At 53.8% G+C, this 16473-nt stretch carries 18 protein-coding genes; 11 read left to right on the top strand and 7 right to left on the bottom strand.

Going from position 1 to position 16473, the window contains the following annotated elements:
• The first annotated feature begins 43 nt into the window (after positions 1–43).
• The 3 genes from lpdA to AUQ42_RS10120 all read left to right on the top strand — a co-directional run bounded on the left by lpdA (position 44) and on the right by AUQ42_RS10120 (position 3055).
• Entirely contained in the window at positions 44–1441 is a 1398-nt protein-coding gene (gene lpdA, locus AUQ42_RS10110) for a dihydrolipoyl dehydrogenase (RefSeq protein ID WP_068518966.1), read from the top strand.
• A gap of 118 nt (positions 1442–1559) precedes the next feature.
• Positions 1560–2558: a lipoyl synthase gene (gene lipA, locus AUQ42_RS10115; RefSeq protein WP_068518967.1), complete on the top strand. Its 999-nt coding sequence runs from the start codon at positions 1560–1562 to the stop codon at positions 2556–2558.
• A 38-nt stretch (positions 2559–2596) separates the two neighbouring features.
• Positions 2597–3055, top strand: coding sequence for a type II toxin-antitoxin system RatA family toxin (locus AUQ42_RS10120; protein ID WP_068518968.1), 459 nt, complete (start codon positions 2597–2599; stop codon positions 3053–3055).
• Between the two features lie 42 nt (positions 3056–3097).
• Here the strand turns inward: AUQ42_RS10120 and AUQ42_RS10125 are convergent, their stop codons facing one another.
• Together AUQ42_RS10125 and AUQ42_RS10130 are read right to left on the bottom strand one after the other, a co-directional pair.
• Positions 3098–3613, bottom strand: a complete 516-nt coding sequence (locus tag AUQ42_RS10125) for a CinA family protein (RefSeq protein WP_068518969.1) — start codon at positions 3611–3613, stop codon at positions 3098–3100.
• A 3-nt stretch (positions 3614–3616) separates the two neighbouring features.
• On the bottom strand, positions 3617–4099 hold the full coding sequence (locus tag AUQ42_RS10130) for a phosphatidylglycerophosphatase A (protein WP_068518970.1): 483 nt from the start codon (positions 4097–4099) through the stop codon (positions 3617–3619).
• Between the two features lie 224 nt (positions 4100–4323).
• Between AUQ42_RS10130 and AUQ42_RS10140 the strand changes: the two genes are divergently transcribed.
• Both AUQ42_RS10140 and AUQ42_RS10145 read left to right on the top strand, forming a co-directional pair.
• Entirely contained in the window at positions 4324–5646 is a 1323-nt protein-coding gene (locus AUQ42_RS10140; RefSeq protein ID WP_068518972.1) for a M23 family metallopeptidase, read from the top strand.
• On the top strand, positions 5609–6061 hold the full coding sequence (locus AUQ42_RS10145) for a polymer-forming cytoskeletal protein (protein ID WP_068518973.1): 453 nt from the start codon (positions 5609–5611) through the stop codon (positions 6059–6061). The genes AUQ42_RS10140 and AUQ42_RS10145 overlap by 38 nt, the downstream gene beginning before the upstream one ends.
• Positions 6062–6210: 149 nt before the next feature.
• On the opposite strand, the gene AUQ42_RS10150 is transcribed toward AUQ42_RS10145, so the two are convergent.
• Together AUQ42_RS10150 and AUQ42_RS10155 are read right to left on the bottom strand one after the other, a co-directional pair.
• Complete coding sequence (locus tag AUQ42_RS10150; protein WP_068519200.1) at positions 6211–6909, bottom strand: haloacid dehalogenase type II; 699 nt, start codon at positions 6907–6909, stop codon at positions 6211–6213.
• 79 nt (positions 6910–6988) lie between these two features.
• On the bottom strand, positions 6989–9022 hold the full coding sequence (locus AUQ42_RS10155) for a lytic transglycosylase domain-containing protein (RefSeq protein ID WP_068518974.1): 2034 nt from the start codon (positions 9020–9022) through the stop codon (positions 6989–6991).
• 207 nt (positions 9023–9229) lie between these two features.
• On the opposite strand from AUQ42_RS10155, the gene dapA reads away from it, so the two are divergent.
• From dapA to AUQ42_RS10175, 4 genes are all read left to right on the top strand, one after another.
• Positions 9230–10111, top strand: coding sequence for a 4-hydroxy-tetrahydrodipicolinate synthase (gene dapA / locus AUQ42_RS10160; protein ID WP_068519201.1), 882 nt, complete (start codon positions 9230–9232; stop codon positions 10109–10111).
• Positions 10112–10128: 17 nt separating this feature from the next.
• Positions 10129–10605, top strand: a complete 477-nt coding sequence (smpB, locus tag AUQ42_RS10165) for an SsrA-binding protein SmpB (RefSeq protein WP_068518975.1) — start codon at positions 10129–10131, stop codon at positions 10603–10605.
• Between the two features lie 132 nt (positions 10606–10737).
• Positions 10738–11397 carry a sulfite oxidase-like oxidoreductase gene (locus AUQ42_RS10170; protein WP_082817816.1) on the top strand — a complete coding sequence of 220 codons (660 nt, stop codon included), beginning with the start codon at positions 10738–10740 and terminating at the stop codon, positions 11395–11397.
• A gap of 88 nt (positions 11398–11485) precedes the next feature.
• Entirely contained in the window at positions 11486–11986 is a 501-nt protein-coding gene (locus AUQ42_RS10175) for a glutathione peroxidase (protein WP_082817817.1), read from the top strand.
• A 27-nt stretch (positions 11987–12013) separates the two neighbouring features.
• Here AUQ42_RS10175 and recQ read toward each other — a convergent pair whose 3' ends face one another.
• From recQ to AUQ42_RS10190, 3 genes are all read right to left on the bottom strand, one after another.
• Positions 12014–13846, bottom strand: coding sequence for a DNA helicase RecQ (gene recQ / locus AUQ42_RS10180; RefSeq protein WP_068518978.1), 1833 nt, complete (start codon positions 13844–13846; stop codon positions 12014–12016).
• A gap of 19 nt (positions 13847–13865) precedes the next feature.
• Positions 13866–14507 (bottom strand): uracil-DNA glycosylase, encoded by a 642-nt coding sequence (locus tag AUQ42_RS10185; protein WP_068518979.1) that lies wholly within the window; start codon positions 14505–14507, stop codon positions 13866–13868.
• Positions 14508–14607: 100 nt separating this feature from the next.
• Positions 14608–15216 (bottom strand): NYN domain-containing protein, encoded by a 609-nt coding sequence (locus AUQ42_RS10190; RefSeq protein ID WP_068518980.1) that lies wholly within the window; start codon positions 15214–15216, stop codon positions 14608–14610.
• Positions 15217–15424: 208 nt separating this feature from the next.
• Here AUQ42_RS10190 and folK point away from each other — a divergent pair, with 208 nt between their 5' ends.
• Both folK and rpoZ read left to right on the top strand, forming a co-directional pair.
• The gene (gene folK, locus AUQ42_RS10195; protein ID WP_082817818.1) at positions 15425–15970 is read left to right on the top strand and encodes a 2-amino-4-hydroxy-6-hydroxymethyldihydropteridine diphosphokinase; all 546 of its coding nucleotides are present in this window, start codon (positions 15425–15427) and stop codon (positions 15968–15970) included.
• Positions 15971–16082: 112 nt separating this feature from the next.
• The gene (gene rpoZ, locus AUQ42_RS10200) at positions 16083–16415 is read left to right on the top strand and encodes a DNA-directed RNA polymerase subunit omega (protein ID WP_068518981.1); all 333 of its coding nucleotides are present in this window, start codon (positions 16083–16085) and stop codon (positions 16413–16415) included.
• Positions 16416–16473: the final 58 nt, after the last annotated feature.

Here is a 16473-nt window from a genome sequence, read left to right on the forward strand (position 1 = left end):
TAAGACCTGTGACCGGATACGGGCAGGCGAAGGAGATCCTACGATGGCGGATAGCAATTTCGACGTAATCGTGATTGGTGCAGGTCCGGGTGGTTATGTAACCGCAATCCGTTCTGCCCAGCTTGGCCTGAAAACGGCCGTTGTTGAACGTGAACATCTTGGTGGCATTTGCCTGAACTGGGGCTGTATCCCGACCAAGGCGCTGCTGCGTTCGGCCGAAGTTTATCGCAACATGAAACACGCCAAGGAATATGGCCTGTCCTGCGAAAAACCGTCCTTTGATCTTGATGCGGTCATTCAGCGTTCGCGCGGCGTGTCCAAGCAACTTGCTGGTGGCGTTGGTCATCTTCTGAAAAAGAACAAGGTCACCGTGATCAACGGCGAAGCCAAGTTTGACGGTCCGAAAAAGATCGTTGTAACGGGCAAGGATGCCGGCACTTATACCGCGAAAAATTACATCATCGCGACCGGTGCGCGCGCCCGTTCGCTGCCCGGTCTCGAAGCCGATGGCAAAGTTGTTTGGGATTACAAAAAGGCGATGACGCCTGACAAAATGCCCAAAAGCCTTGTTGTTGTCGGTTCTGGCGCGATTGGGATCGAGTTTGCCAGCTTCTATCACACCATGGGTGCGGATGTGACCGTGGTTGAAATCATGCCGCAGATCATGCCGGTCGAGGACAAGGAAGTCGCAGCCCTTGCTCAGAAGATGATGACCAAGGACGGGATGAAAATCCTGACCGAAGCCAAGGTCGCCAATCTCAAACGCAATGCAGACAATGTTGTTGTGACGGTCGAAACCAAAGACGGCAAGAAACAGGAACTCACCGTTGATCGCGTGATTTCGGCTGTTGGTGTGATCGGCAATACCGAAAATCTTGGTCTTGAAACCACCAAGGTCAAAGTTGATCGCAACGTCATTGGCACCGATGAATATTCCCGCACGGCCGAACCGGGCATCTTTGCCATCGGTGACGTTGCCGGCCCGCCGATGCTTGCCCACAAGGCCGAGCATGAAGGCGTGATCTGTGTTGAAAAAATCGCGGGCGTTAAAAACGTCCATCCGATTGATCCGCTCAAGATCCCGGGATGCACCTATTGCCACCCGCAGGTCGCAAGTGTCGGCCTGACCGAAGCCAAGGCCAAGGACGCGGGTTACGACGTCAAGGTCGGTAAATTCCCGTTCATCGGCAATGGCAAAGCGGTTGCATTGGGCGAGGCCGAAGGTCTGGTCAAAACCGTGTTTGATGCCAAGACCGGTGAATTACTTGGTGCGCACATGGTGGGCGCCGAAGTGACCGAACTGATCCAGGGCTTTGTTGTTGCGATGGGCCTTGAAACGACCGAAGAAGATCTGATGCATACGGTCTTCCCGCATCCGACCCTTTCGGAAATGATGCATGAGTCGGTCCTTGACGCTTACGGGCGTGCGATCCACTTCTAAAATATTGCGTTTTACCGGGCGCACATGCCCGGTATGACCATTTTTGACGAATGTCGGTTTGACAAATGCGTGACGTGGCGGCAAATTGCCGCCCGTCCAATCCTTCGGAGGTAACTCTATGTCGACGGCGCGCAACGAAGCAAAAGCACTTCGTCACCCGGAAAAACAAAAACGGCCTGATCGTCCTTCCGGACGCAAGCCGTCCTGGATTCGCGTCAAGGCGCCAACCTCCAAGGGTTATCAGGAAACCCGCGAACTTGCGCGTGGCCTGAACCTTCATACGGTTTGCGAAGAAGCCGCTTGCCCGAATATCGGGGAATGCTGGCAGAAGAAGCACGCATCCTTCATGATCATGGGCGATACCTGCACGCGTGCATGTTCGTTCTGTAACGTGAAGACCGGCATGCCAAACGCGCTTGACCCGTTCGAGCCGGAAAACCTTGCAATGGCCGTTGCCGACATGCAGCTCAAGCATGTTGTGATCACCTCGGTTGACCGTGATGATCTTGCCGATGGCGGGGCAGCCCATTTTGCCCGCGTGATCGAAGCCATCCGCTACAAGTCGCCGGAAACCACCATTGAAATTCTGACACCGGACTTCCGTGACAAGCCAGGTGCCGTTGAAATCGTCGCCAAGGCCCGTCCGGACGTGTTCAACCACAATCTTGAAACGGTTCCGCGTCTTTACACCAATATCCGTCCGGGCGCGCGTTATTACCAGTCGCTGCGTATCCTTGATCGCGTCAAGCAGATTGACCCGACCATCTTCACCAAATCCGGCCTGATGGTTGGTCTTGGCGAAGAACGCAAGGAACTGGCACAGGTGATGGATGACTTGCGTGTGGCGGATGTCGATTTCCTTACCATCGGTCAGTATCTTCAGCCGACGCTGAAACACGAACCGGTGCATCGCTTTGTCACGCCGGACGAGTTTGACGAATATGCGTCGATGGCACGTGGCAAGGGCTTCCTGATGGTGTCGGCAACGCCGCTGACCCGTTCGAGCTATCACGCTGATCGTGACTTCGAACAGCTGCGTGAAGCCCGCGAGAAAAAACTCGCCGCCGCAGAAGAAGCAAAAGCCAAGGCAGCACGCGCAGAAGTCGCTGCCCAGTAAACCTGAAACGATACGCGCGACGACAAGGGGAGATACGAGTGCCGACGCATGCAGAGCGCAGGAAACTGCCCTATACGCCGGAACAGCTCTTTGAACTCGTCGCGGATATCGATTCCTATTCCGAGTTTCTGCCGTGGTGCGTTGCATCACGGGTGCGCAAGCGTGATGGCGATGTCTTGCAGGCCGATCTTGTAATCGGCTTCAAGATGTTTCGGGAAAAATACACGTCCAAAGTCACCCTTCAACGCCCCCATCGCGTCGATGTCGAATATCTTCAGGGGCCGTTCAAATACCTCAATAACCATTGGGTATTCGAAGAGGACGAAGATGGTGGGACCTGGCTTGATTTCTTTGTCGATTTTGAATTCCGCTCGGCATTGCTGCAAAAGATGATCGGTGTCGTCTTTAACGAAGCAGTCAAGCTGATGGTTGGCGCATTCGAAAATCGCGCCCGCGAAGTCTATGGGGATCCGAACACCGGTTCTTCGCAAAGCTGATAATGCGATAAGGTGTGCTTTAACAGGGCCGGGCAGGGTGCTTTAACCGCCCAGGCCCTTTTTCTGATCAATCATCTCTGAGATCAGTGCAAATGCCTTAAGAACCGTGGCCTTGCGAACGGCGTGGCGGTTACCGGCAAAAACTTCGTGATAGGTAACCGTCTGGCATCCTTGGCCAGCACAACCAAAATGAACCAGCCCGACGGGCTTGGTTGCCGTTCCGCCGCCCGGGCCGGCAATGCCGGTCACTGAAACAGCAATGCTGGCATTGGGCGCACGGTCAAGTGCGCCTTCACACATGGCGCGTGCAACCGGTTCGGAAACCGCCCCATGTCGTTCAAGTAACGCTGTTTTTACGCCAATCAGTTCATGTTTGGCTTCGTTGGAATAGGTCACGAACCCGCAATCGACAACGGACGAGCTGCCATCCACCCCGGTCAGCGCCCCGGTAATCAAACCACCGGTACAGGATTCGGCCGTGACAATCATTTCGCCATTTGCGGTGCATTTCGCAATCAGCGTGCTTGCCGCTGCAAGAATGTCCTCATCGATTTGCATAACTCATCCACCCGTCAGGTAAACCACGCCCGCCAGCACGATCATGGCAAAGATACCGGCCAGAACATCGTCAAGCATGATGCCGAAACCGCCTCCGACCCGACGGTCGACCCAGCGGATCGGCCAGGGCTTGGCCACATCGAATGCACGGAACGCCACAAAGGCCACAAGAAGCCACACAATGTCCATCCAGTCGGCTGCCAATGGCACGACAAGCAGGCACATCCACTGACCAACGACTTCGTCAATTACAATTTCACCCGCATCATGAATGCCAAGCAAGTGACTGTATTGATGGGCAACCCAAATACCGATCGCAAAAATAATGATGCTGGCGATAATCAGCGCCTCATTGCCGCCGTAAATCCAGATCATCCAACCAAAGGGTAGGGCGGCAAACGATCCGGCTGTTCCCGGCGCCTTGGGGCTTTTGCCGCTATAGAACCAGGTTGCCAAACATGTGATCAGAAAACGGGAAAAAGCCATGGATCAGATACGTATGAGCTGTGAAAGATGGCCATAGGTAACACACCAAAGTGCCCGCACGGTGAAATTTTTACCCTTAAGGGTGTGTTAACACACTTGCCTGCGTGCAAAGTTACAGGTAGCGTAAAGAAAAAGATTAATAAGTCGCAGGCGGGGTCAAAGAAACTCTACGCAACCGGGATACCCGGGCGTGAATACGGGCAACTAGGGGTTAGACACTGAATATGTCGGCGTTTCAAGGCATGCGTCGCTTGGTGGATAAATGGTTTCCTGACCGGCAAATTCTTGTTCGGTCCAATGATTCTGTTTACCAGCTTCGTCTTGGAAAATATGGACAGCTTGCGCTGGCTTCGTTCGGAGCCGCGGCCATTATCTGGTCGGTGGGTGTAACTGGTTATAGTTGGTACCTCGATCAGCGTCTTGCAACGCGTGAGGAACAGCTTTTCCGCAGCGAGCTTTCCTATAATCGTCTGATTGCGCGTGTGACCGAAAGTCAAAGACGTTTCGGCGAAATCACCGCACAGATGGAAGATACCCATCGCAATTTGCTGTCGATGGCTGAAAAGAACCTGCAGCTTCAGGCGCGGGTACAGGATTACACTTCCAAACTCGCCAGCAGCGAGAAGGAAAAAGTCCGGATTTCGGCCCTTCGCACATCGATGGATAACCAGATGAATGCGCTTCAGGGGCAGATTGACGGGATTACCAACCGTAACCTTGCGCTGCGCGATGAACTCGAAACCGTTGAAACCGTCATGTCGCGTGTGATGCGTGAACGTGATCAGGCCCTGCAACGGTCCAAAAAACTTCAAAGTGAACTCAGTGATGCGCGCCAACGCATTGCCGATTTGCACACGGTCCAGCAACAGGCCATGCAGCGTGTCGCCGAAACGGCCGACAACACGATCCTTGAGCTGGAAAACGTTCTGGAAATGACCGGTTTGCAGCCGGAAACCTTCATTCTTCCGCCGATGAAACCCCAGGAGCCGGGGGTCGGTGGTCCGTTCGTGGCGTTCGAACCTGAACACCCCAAGGACGAGGAATTTGTAAATGTGGCGATGGCGCTCAGTGATCGTATGGATCAACTCGCCAATCTGCATGACAGACTGAAAAAGACGCCAATCGGGGAACCTGCCGCGTCTTATTATCTTTCGAGCTCGTTCGGTAAACGAAAAGACCCGATCAATGGTCGCTGGGCTTTTCATTCCGGTGTTGATCTTGCCGGGCCGATCAGAACACCAATTCTGGCAACTGCACCGGGTAAAGTGGTGCATGCAGGATGGAGTGGAAAATACGGGAAGATGGTCGAACTCGATCACGGGAACGGCATTAGAACCCGTTATGGACACTTATTTAAGGTCCTCGTCAAGAAGGGCGACGAAGTGCGTTACCAGGATCAAATAGCGTTAATGGGAAGTACCGGACGAAGCACGGGCAGCCATGTACACTACGAGGTTTTGGTCCATGACAAGCCGGTCAATCCCCTAAAGTTTATTGAGGCGGGACGTTATGTTTTCAAAAACGAGCAAGACGACACAAACAACTAAAAGCGGCAACCCGGTTGCAGAAAAAAAGGGTGGCCTTTCCATTATCAATGCGGATCTCCGGGTTACCGGTGATCTGATCTCGGAATCGGATGTTCAGGTCGACGGTTCTGTGAATGGTGACATTCGCACCCGTACCCTTACCATCGGTCAGCATGGCGAAGTGCGCGGCGAAATTGTCGCTGACAAGATCCGGATTTGCGGGGCCGTTATCGGCCAAGTCCGTGCACGCGATGTTTCGCTGTCTGAAACCGCACGTATGATTGGTGATATTCTTCACGAAAGCCTTTCAATCGAACCGGGCGCCCATATCGAAGGGCATTGCCGTCGTATTGAAGGTGTGTCTGAAGAAGGCGGTCTTACCGTCATTCAGGCCGGCCAGGTCGTTGCGGCCAACGTGAAAAAAGAACACAAATAATCATCAAAAAGATGGTGCTGATGGTGCCGCGATGACGGGTCCGGTTATCGCAAAGCCACACAGAAAAGCAAAAAGGCAGGTCTTATTGGACCTGCCTTTTTCAATTGTGTTTGCAAAACTTGCCCGGTTACCGGGCCGCATCACATGATCTATGCCTTTTCCGGGTTGGACAGCAGCGGCAACAATTCGTCAAGACCACCCAAAACCACGTCCGCCTCGTGCGACAGCCGTTCTTTGGGTTGCTTGCTTCTGTTGATCCAAGCGGTGCGGAAACCGAAATGCCCGGCCCCGGCAATATCCCAGCCATTTGACGACTGGAACGAAATTTCGGCCGGCTCCAGTTCAAGTTTGTCTGCGGCCAGCTGGTAAACATCGGGATGGGGTTTATAGGTCTTCAGGTCGTCAACACAGATGATCTGGTCAAACAGCGACAGAATTCCTGACGATTTGGCAGCTGAAATCAGCATATGTTTTGCGCCATTTGACAGAATGGCAAGCTTGTGTCCCTGCGCCTTGAGGGTGTTGAGCGTTTCGACCACCTCGGGAAAGGTATCAAGCGACAGGTATGTTTCCATCAGTTTGGCGCGCAGAACCGGATCTTTCTTGCCGGTCTGGTCCATCGCGTAATCAAGCGCATCGCCTGTCACGGTCCAGAAATCGGCAAAATCCCCCATCAGGGATCGAAGCCAGGTATATTCAAGTTGCTTCTGACGCCATAAAGCGGAAAGGCGGTCTGCCTCGTCACCGACGGCATCACGCAGTTTCGCAACCGCCGAACCGACATCAAACAACGTTCCATATGCATCGAAAACAAATGCGCGGCAGGAAGACAGTACATTCTCGGACATATTGCTGACCTTTTCTGACAAGCAGTATTGATCAAATATGGGCAATCAGGCCAAAAGCGCAAATGAAGCCCCGGGCAGGTCAATCCCGCCCGGGTGTCTCATTCTGGCCCATTGCAATCTCATCGCGCGCAAAACGCCGACGATAGACATAGGTTCCCTCCATTACGCGCTGTACGTAATTGCGGGTTTCGCTATAGGGAATCATTTCGATCCAGTCGACCAGATCAACTTCCGGATCACGGGGATCGCCATATTCGTTGATCCACTGGCGGACACGCGTCGGACCGGCATTGTAGCTGGCAATCGTAAGGGCCTCTGCGCCATCCCAACGATCAAGAAGCCTGCTGAGATAGGCGCGTCCCAATGTGATGTTGAAGGACGGGTCATCGGTCAACCGGTCGGTTTCATAATCAAGGTCAAGTGACTTTGCCATGCGCTTGGCCGTGGCCGGCATCAGTTGCATCAAACCACGCGCACCTGCGGATGACACGGCCTGCGGGTTGAACAGGCTTTCCTGACGCATGATGGCATGAACCAGTGCCGGATCGGGCGCATGGCCAAGCGGCACCTGTTCATGGATCGGGTAGGCGGCATCAAGATAACCGCTGCCGGTGCGAATGCTGCGCTTGGCGGCAATGATGCCAAGGTCGGCACGGCCATATTCGCGGGCAAGGTCGGTCGCCATTGCAAGGTATTCCGGCTCGTCATGTTCATAGACGAGCGCCATGATGAATGGCCGGATAATGTTGCCAAGCCCGATGGCGCCAAGCTTGCGCACGACCTGAACAAGTTCCTGATTTTCAAATGCGGCGCGCTGCTCCGCCGTCGGCACCGGCTGTTCAACCGAATAGGATGGTTTCAGGCCAAGCGCATCAATGGCAAGCTGCCCGTAGAATGTGTGGGCATGCTGGGCGGCGAGTTCATACCATTCCTTGGCCCGCTTTTCATCGCCAAGTGCCGCATTGGCACGACCGGCCCAATAGGCCCCGCGCGACAGGCTGATCGGGTATTGGACAACGTCATACAGGTTCTGGAAATGGGTCAGTGCAATGTCGGCATCGCCCAGAAATTCCAGCGCGATCCAGCCCGCATACCATTCGGCTTCCGCAATATCGCCCGGATCGGTTTGCCCGTGATTGGCAACCAGACGATAGGCGTCGGTGATATGGCCCTTTTGCAAGGCACGCCGCGCCAGAATGGCCTTTTCAAGCCACCAGTATTGCGGGCGGATCGAGATATAGGCAAGGTCGTTTGCCTGCGACAAAAGCAAATCACGGGCTTCCTGATCGCGGTCCTTGACCCGACGCCAGCGCACGCGTTCATAAATCAGACCCGGATCATTCTGATATTTCTTCGGGACCCGGTTGATGGCCGCATCGACACCGCCGGTCATCGCGCGCAGGGCTGCGCGGGCTTCTGCCAGCAGGCGATAGTCATTGCTGACATATTTCATTGTGCGTGACGCGGTAGTCAGGCGACCTTCCCACAACAGACGGTCAAGACGCTGCTGATGGGTTTCCTGATCGATATATTTGCCATATCGGTCCAGAAATCTTTTTTCCTGCCCGCGACCGAAATTCTCGTTGATCCAACTGGTCCGGACAAGGGCAATGGCCGCCGATTCCTGACCAGCGCCCAACAGCGCCTTGATCTGGCGGGTTGCACCATCGGCTGTAACCGGGGCAGACCGTTTGAACCATGCCAGAATTTCATCATCGGGCACGGCGTCATTCATTGCCTCTTCGGCACGCTGACGCAACAGGGCCTGACTTGGCCAGGTCGGGTGGGTGTCGATGAAATTGGTAATTTCTTCAAAGCTGCGGCCGGAATTCGGCGACGTCAGCAACATCCATTCGGCTGCCTTTTGCAGCAACGGATCGTCGAAATTGGGCAGAAGCTTTTCAAAGCTTTCGGTACGACCATCTTCGACGGCATCAAGGAATGCGTTCAAACGTGCGCGACTGACAGCCGAATAGGTCGGCGAGGGCGGCTGCATCAGAAGAATGCTATCTTCGTTTGCTGCTGCCTGTGCCAGATGACCTGTTGGCATCAATATCGAAAAGCCCAGTGCCAATGCGCAGACTGAAACTCTGCGGAAAGACGCTTGCGCCATGTAATTGTCCCCTTTGCCTGACGGCAGCGAATGCACTCTAGACCGGCGCATTATGACAGTGAAATCCGGAAAAGCCAAACAGTCCTGAAGGGAAATTGCAACCCCGATTACAGTTCCTTTCGATTAATGTATACAGTGCTTGCGGGATTGGCGAACAGCCGCTATTTTCGCGACCGCTTTCAATATATCCAATGTTTGGAGATCTCCATGTTTAAGGGTTCAATCACAGCTTTGATCACACCGTTCACGCAAGATGGTGCGATTGATGAAAAGGCGTTCCAGTCTTTTGTGGATTGGCAGCTTAAACAGGGCACGACAGGTGTGGTGCCTGTCGGAACCACTGGTGAATCCCCGACGCTGAGCCACGCTGAACATCATCGTGTTGTTGAACTGGCACTCGAAGTTGCCAAGGGCCGTGGCCCGGTAATTGCCGGAACCGGTTCCAACTCGACCGCAGAAGCCGTTTCGCTGACGCGCCATGCGCAGAATGCCGGTGCGGATGCCGCACTTGTTGTAACGCCTTATTATAACAAGCCGACCCAAAAGGGCCTGTATGCACATTACAAGGCCGTTCATGATGCAACCGATATCCCGATTGTCATCTATAACATTCCGGGTCGCTCGATTGTGGATATGAGCGTCGCGACCATGGCCGAACTGGCAAAACTGCCGCGTATCGTTGGTGTAAAGGACGCGACCAGCGATCTGGAACGTCCGGCACTGACCCGTTTGGCGGCCGGTGCTGATTTCTGCCAGCTGTCGGGCGAAGACGGGACAATCGTTCCGTTCCTGGCGCAGGGTGGGCATGGCTGCATTTCGGTCACATCGAACATTGCGCCGAAGCTGTGTGCAGAACTGCATGCTGCCTGGGCTGCCGGGAACATTGCCAAGGTTCAGGAGTTGAACTACCGTCTGATGCCGGTTCACAAGGCAATGTTCTGCGAAGCAAGCCCGGGACCGGTCAAATACGCGGCTGAATTGCTTGGCCTTTGTGGCAGCCACATGCGCTTGCCGATGGTCGAGATCGCCGATGAATCCAAACGCAAGGTCGAAGCCGCGCTTAAGGGTGCCGGACTGCTCGGCCACTAAGCGATAATTAGCGTCTTATGGCACCGAAGAAAGAAACAGATAACAATAAGGTCGTTGCGCAAAACCGACGCGCGCGCTTTGACTATTTCCTGACGGAAACATTCGAAGCCGGGATCGTTTTGCGCGGGACCGAGGTCAAATCGCTCCGCGATGGCAAGGGCAATATTCAGGAATCCTATGCCGAAGCCAAGAATGACGAAGTCTGGCTGATCAACGCATATATTCCTGAATATCAAAGCAAGATGCCGTTCGGCCACGAAGAACGCCGTCCGCGCAAATTGCTGCTGCATAAACGCGAAATCGCCAAAATGCATGATGCCTTGAACAAAAAGGGTTTTACCCTTGTTCCGGTCAAATTGTATTTCAATGAACGCGGGATCGCGAAGCTGGAACTCGCCATTGCCGAAGGCAAGAAAAAGGCCGACAAACGCGAAGCGGTCAAGGAACGTGACTGGCAACGTGACAAGGCGCGTATTATGCGCGATTTCGGCTAATTGCCGAACAAGGCCCGGGTTATCGCGCGGAAGTGAATTGCCTTTTGCGACCGGTTTTATGATTAAATGGCGTTGTCATGGTGAACATGTCAGCGCCATTTTTCGTATCAGCTTGTGACAAGGGAGAAAGCGGTGACGCAAAGTTTTTCTGGAAAAATCAAAGACAAGCTGATCGAGGCCAAGCGCAAATGGGCCAAAGATGGTCGTTTGCTGACCGGGACATCCGATGTCGCACGCGAAAACCGTCTGCCGCCGGGGCAGCGGCTGGTAAAGGATTGGCCGGTACTTGATCTGGGCATCACGCCCCATGTCAGTGCAGATGACTTCCGGCTTGATATCACCGGACTGGTTGAAAATCCGCTGTCGCTTGGGTTTGTCGATCTTCTTGATCTACCAAATGTCCGGGCGCGCAATGATATTCATTGTGTGACCAGCTGGTCGCGATATGACAATGACTGGCAGGGCGTGTTAGCGCTAACATTGGCGGAAATGGTCAGGCCGCATCCCGATGCCAAACATGTATTGTTTACCGCACATGACGGTTACACCACAAATGTGAGGATTGATCAGTTTCTTGATGAAGATGTCTTGATTGCCCATCACTGGAATGATGAACCGTTAAGCGAAGAACATGGCGGTCCGGTCCGTGTTGTCATTCCTAAGCTGTATTTCTGGAAAAGCACCAAATGGGTCCGCGAAATCCGGTTTGTCAAAGAAGACGCACCGGGGTTCTGGGAAGAACGCGGATATCACAATAATGCCGATCCCTGGACCGAGGAACGATATGGCTAGGTGTTTTCCTCAAATTGAAAAGCGTCGGCATTTCACTGTATTATGCATGCTTGCAGTGATTACGGTCATTTTTTCCTGGAGAGGAACCATGGCATCGGAAGATGCAAAAACGGCGTATGACTTTTCATTCCCGTCCATCATTGGCGGGGAACTTCATCTTGCCGATTATCAGGGCAAGGTCATCCTGTTGGTGAATACGGCATCGATGTGCGGGTTCACCCCGCAATATACCGGCCTGCAAAAATTGTGGGATGATTACCGCGATGACGGGTTGGTCGTGATCGGTGTGCCATCAGGCGATTTCGGCGGTCAGGAATATGCCGAAGATGCCGCCATTCAGGAATTCTGCGAAGTCAATTTTGATGTCGATTTCCCGATGACATCAAAAACCAACGTGTCCGGGGCCGATGCACATCCATTTTACAAATGGGCGATTGATGTGCTGGGCGCGGATAAGGCGCCAAACTGGAACTTTCACAAATATCTGATCGGGCGAAACGGGGAACTGGTGGCCAGTTTTGATACACGCGTGAAACCGGGCGATGATGTGATTGTTGACGCCATCAAAGCACAGCTGTCAGGGCGCTAGGGCCGGATCATAGTTTTCGGGCGGCTGTTAGCGCCGCCCGTCCATCACATCAAGAAACGCCAGCCCATACTGATCGAGTTTCTTGACCCCAACCCCGTTAATCGACGCCATGTCTTCGAGTGTGCGGGGCTTGAAACGTACCATTTCCCAAAGTGTCCGGTCGCTGAAAATGACATAGGGCGGGACATTCTGGCTGGAGGCCAATTCGCGGCGCATGGTGCGCAACCGTTCCCAAAGATCGCGGTCTTCCTCGTTTTCAAATTCGGTATCGAAATCGCGCAGGCGCCGCGTCATGGCGCGTTTGCTTTCGCCCGGGTCCTTGCGCATTTCGACAACTTTTTCACCGCGCAGGACCGGTCGCGATTCCTCGGTCAGGTAAACACCGCCATGCCCTTCGACATCGACCTGCAAATATCCCATGGCAAGAAGCTGACGGAAAACCGATCGCCATTGCGGTTGTGGGATATCCTTGCCAATTGCATAAACCGAAAGCTGATCATGGCCGTTCTGGCGGATTTTTTCGGTTTTGCGGCCCATGAGAACTTCGATCACATGAGCCGGGCCAAACCGTTGACCTGTCCGATAGACCGCCGAAAGCGCCTTGCGAGACGCATCGGTGGCATCCCAGGTATCGACCGGCTCAAGACAGGTATCGCAATTGCCACAGGGCTGATGTTGATCTTCGCCAAAATAGGACAGGATGACCTGGCGACGGCATTTGGTGGTTTCTGCAAGTCCGACCAGCGCATCAAGCTTGCGCGATTCAATGCGTTTCTGGGCTTCGGGCGCGTCGGAACTTGCTACCATGCTGCGGATCGAAACGATGTCTGAAAGGTCGTAATTCATCCAGGCATTGGCCGGAAGTCCGTCACGGCCCGCACGCCCGGTTTCCTGATAATAGGCTTCCATGCTTTTGGGCAGGTTCAAATGCGCAACAAAGCGCACGTTGGGTTTGTCGATGCCCATGCCAAAGGCCACAGTCGCACAAATGATCATGCCATCTTCACGCAGGAAGCGATCCTGATGGAGTTGTCGTGTTTCCTGTGTCAGGCCCGCATGATAGGGCAAGGCAGGGCGACCGTTATCGGTCAGCCATTGCGCGACATCTTCGGTCTTGCGGCGTGACAGGCAGTAGACAATCCCGGCATCTTCGGCATGTTCACGATTGAGGAACGACAGCAGGCGCTGCTTGGCGTTGCCCTTGGTTTCAATGCGATAGGTGATATTGGGACGGTCAAAGCCGGTAATGAAGCATTTGGCATCGGTCAGATGCAGGTTTTCGGCAATGTCCTTGCGGGTCGGTGTATCGGCCGTCGCAGTAAGGGCGATGCGCGGCACATGGGCAAAGCGCGTCGGCAAAAGGTCAAGCCGACGGTATTCCGGGCGGAAATCATGCCCCCATTGCGAAACACAGTGTGCTTCGTCAATCGCAAACAAGGAAATGCTGATACGATCAAGTAGATTAAGGAACCGGTCGGTCGCAAAACGTTCCGGTGCGACATAAAGAAGATCAATATCGCCATCAACGGCCCGGGCCTCGATCTCGCGGGCGGCTTCGGGGGCCAGGGTCGAATTGATAAAGGCCGCCTTGACGCCAAGCTGATTAAGAGCGTCGACCTGATCTTTCATAAGCGCGATCAGTGGTGACACCACAACAGCGGTACCCGAACGGCACAGGGCAGGGACCTGATAGCATAATGATTTGCCACCACCCGTGGGCATCAGTACCAGTGCATCATTGCCGGCAATCACATGATCAATGATTTCAGCCTGTTGGCCGCGAAAGCTGTCATAACCAAACACCTCGCGCAGGACGTCTATCGGCAGACGTTGTACGGGTCGGTCGAGCAGGTCGTTCATGGGCGATGTATCAGGCAAATTAACCGTCCAGATGTGCGCGAATGTCGGCAAAGACGTTTTCAAACATCTCTGGCGTCAGGCGATAAGTCTGGGTGTTGTAGCGCGAACAGTGATAGCTATCAAACAATGTGATGCCATTTTCCATTTTATGCGATGCGCCATGGCCAAATTTAAGCGATGAAAGTTTAAGTCCAAATGTCCTGAGCATCGCCTGATGGGCAACCTGACCAAGGCACAAAATGGCCGAAAGGTTTTCCATCGCATCAAATTCGCTGATCAGAAAAGGCCGACAGGCATTGGCTTCCGGTCCGGTCGGTTTGTTTTCCGGCGGGACGCATTTCACCGCATTGGTGATGCGACAATCAAGCAATTCAAGCCCGTCGTCAGGTCGCTTGTCATAGGTGCCCCTGGCAAAGCCGAACTTTTTAAGCGTGTCATACAAAAGGTCCCCGGCATAGTCGCCGGTAAACGGACGCCCGGTGGCGTTGGCCCCCTTAAGACCCGGTGCAAGTCCGACAATCAGCAATCGCGCATTCAGGGGCCCGAACGGCCGGACCGGGCCATTATAGAAATGCGGAAACTTTTCCTGATTGGCGCGCCGGAATTCGACCAGTCGCGGACAAAGCTGACAATCAATGTCGGGTTGCTGATAGGCGGTCATGGCAAGTCTGACATGCTTGCCGGTTACGGTTCGGACCGTAACCGGTCGTGATCACGTTGGGCGTATTTCCGGGCTTGTTTCCGGGCGAATTCGGGGTTTCTTACTCGAAATCGAAATCGTCAAGTTCCGGATGATCGGGGTGATCGTCGATATCGGGATGATCGTCATCGCGGCGTTGCTGAACCTTGCGCGCGATCGTTCCTTCGAGTTCGGTCAGCTCGATAAAGTTGTCGGCCTGGCGGCGCAGCTCGTCTGCGACCATCGGCGGATTGGATTTGACCGTCGATACGACCGTGACGCGAACGCCTTTGCGCTGTACGGCATCAACCAGACGCCGGAAATCACCATCGCCCGAGAAAATGACAACATGATCAAGATGTTGCGCCATTTCCATGACGTCAATTGCCAGCTCGATATCCATGTTGCCCTTGATCTTGCGGCGACCGGCAGCATCGGTGAACTCCTTGGTCGGTTTGGTGACCATGGTGTAGCCGTTATAATCAAGCCAGTCGACAAGCGGACGGATCGGGGAATATTCCTGATCTTCGATAAGGGCGGTATAGTAGAAGGCCCGGATCAGTTGACCTTTTTGGGCAAAAAGATCGAGTAAGCGTTTGTAATCAATATCAAAACCAAGAGACCGCGCCGCGGCATAAAGGTTCGAGCCGTCAATGAACAGCCCGATGCGTTCCTGCGGGTAAAAAATCATCCTGAAATTCCTCAAACATCAAATTTAATTATGCAGTTCCAAAAATACGGAACTCTCAATATCTACCGTGGGCAGAGGGACAAAGAAAGGCGAAAATATCGTAGACAGAGTATGATGGCTCCCTTAGATATGCCGTCTTTCGCGCAGCTGGCGAACAAGCCGTTGCTCGTTGAACCAACAAATATCCACCGAACTGAAAGTCTGCCTTGTGAGCACGCTGTCACCATCGACCACCAGCACACCGTCGGATGACGCCATTCTGATTGCGTTTGGTGCCAATCTGCCTACGGAAGAATATGGTGCGCCTGCACAAACATTGAAAGCCGCGTTGCAGCGTTTAATGCAGGATGGTGATATTTTGATCGATGCGGTGTCGTCCTTTTACGAGACGGCACCCGTTCCGATCTCTGATCAGCCCTGGTATGTGAACGGGGTGGCAAGAATTTCGACAAAGCTTTCTGCCCATGATCTGCTGGCGCGTCTTCATGAAGTGGAGGCCGAATTCGGTCGGGTGCGCCGCGAACGAAATGCGGCGCGTGTGATTGATCTTGATCTGATTGCCTATGGCCGCGAACAGCTTCGTGAGGAGGGCGGCATTCAGGTTCCCCATCCCCGGATGGCTGAACGCGCCTTTGTTCTGTTGCCTTTGCGCGATGTTGCGGGTGACTGGGTACATCCGGTGATCGGGCGCACGATAGAAGATCTGATTTCGGAACTGCCCGAAGATCAGCAGATCAGAAAGCAGGCGGACTGACGAAAAAGCGTGCGAAAACCTGCGCCAATAAGCGGTTTCGCTGTTGCAACACAGAAGATCCGGCGTTATATAGGTCGGTCTGGACACCCCAAAAGTATTTCTGGAGACATTTATGGCGCGCGTTACCGTCGAAGATTGCGTTGACAAGATACCGAACCGCTTTGAGCTTGTTATGCTTGCAGCTCAGCGTGCACGCAACATCTCGGCCGGTGCAGAACTGACCATTGATCGTGATAACGACAAGAACCCGGTTGTTGCGCTGCGTGAAATCGCCGAAGAAAAAGTCGATTTCGACGATCTGCGCAACGGCATGGTGCAGGGTCTGCAGCGGCATGTTGAAACTGACGAGCCGGAAGAAGCCGAAGACGATTTCGGTCCGAAACTGGTCGCAGAAGCTGTCGAAGACGCATCGGCTGGTGTTGTGCTTCCGTCAGAAGATGAATAAGGCCAGATTGATATTGATCTGAGCCCGTTTGAAAAGAAAAGCCACGGTATTCATCTTC

Source organism: Thalassospira sp. MCCC 1A02491 (genome assembly GCF_001613785.1).
Taxonomy (GTDB): Bacteria; Pseudomonadota; Alphaproteobacteria; order Rhodospirillales; family Thalassospiraceae; genus Thalassospira; species Thalassospira povalilytica.

Excerpts from the sequence above, each read along its gene's own strand:
- AUQ42_RS10185 (WP_068518979.1), bottom strand. The coding sequence starts at position 14,507 with ATGACCGCCTATCAGCAACCCGACATTGATTGTCAGCTTTGTCCGCGA.
- AUQ42_RS10175 (WP_082817817.1), top strand. The coding sequence starts at position 11,486 with ATGGCATCGGAAGATGCAAAAACGGCGTATGACTTTTCATTCCCGTCC.
- AUQ42_RS10150 (WP_068519200.1), bottom strand. The coding sequence starts at position 6,909 with ATGTCCGAGAATGTACTGTCTTCCTGCCGCGCATTTGTTTTCGATGCA.
- AUQ42_RS10145 (WP_068518973.1), top strand. The coding sequence starts at position 5,609 with ATGTTTTCAAAAACGAGCAAGACGACACAAACAACTAAAAGCGGCAAC.
- AUQ42_RS10155 (WP_068518974.1), bottom strand. The coding sequence starts at position 9,022 with ATGGCGCAAGCGTCTTTCCGCAGAGTTTCAGTCTGCGCATTGGCACTG.
- rpoZ (WP_068518981.1), top strand. The coding sequence starts at position 16,083 with ATGGCGCGCGTTACCGTCGAAGATTGCGTTGACAAGATACCGAACCGC.
- AUQ42_RS10125 (WP_068518969.1), bottom strand. The coding sequence starts at position 3,613 with ATGCAAATCGATGAGGACATTCTTGCAGCGGCAAGCACGCTGATTGCG.
- AUQ42_RS10190 (WP_068518980.1), bottom strand. The coding sequence starts at position 15,216 with ATGATTTTTTACCCGCAGGAACGCATCGGGCTGTTCATTGACGGCTCG.
- lipA (WP_068518967.1), top strand. The coding sequence starts at position 1,560 with ATGTCGACGGCGCGCAACGAAGCAAAAGCACTTCGTCACCCGGAAAAA.
- recQ (WP_068518978.1), bottom strand. The coding sequence starts at position 13,846 with ATGAACGACCTGCTCGACCGACCCGTACAACGTCTGCCGATAGACGTC.
- AUQ42_RS10130 (WP_068518970.1), bottom strand. The coding sequence starts at position 4,099 with ATGGCTTTTTCCCGTTTTCTGATCACATGTTTGGCAACCTGGTTCTAT.
- smpB (WP_068518975.1), top strand. The coding sequence starts at position 10,129 with ATGGCACCGAAGAAAGAAACAGATAACAATAAGGTCGTTGCGCAAAAC.
- dapA (WP_068519201.1), top strand. The coding sequence starts at position 9,230 with ATGTTTAAGGGTTCAATCACAGCTTTGATCACACCGTTCACGCAAGAT.
- lpdA (WP_068518966.1), top strand. The coding sequence starts at position 44 with ATGGCGGATAGCAATTTCGACGTAATCGTGATTGGTGCAGGTCCGGGT.
- AUQ42_RS10140 (WP_068518972.1), top strand. The coding sequence starts at position 4,324 with ATGTCGGCGTTTCAAGGCATGCGTCGCTTGGTGGATAAATGGTTTCCT.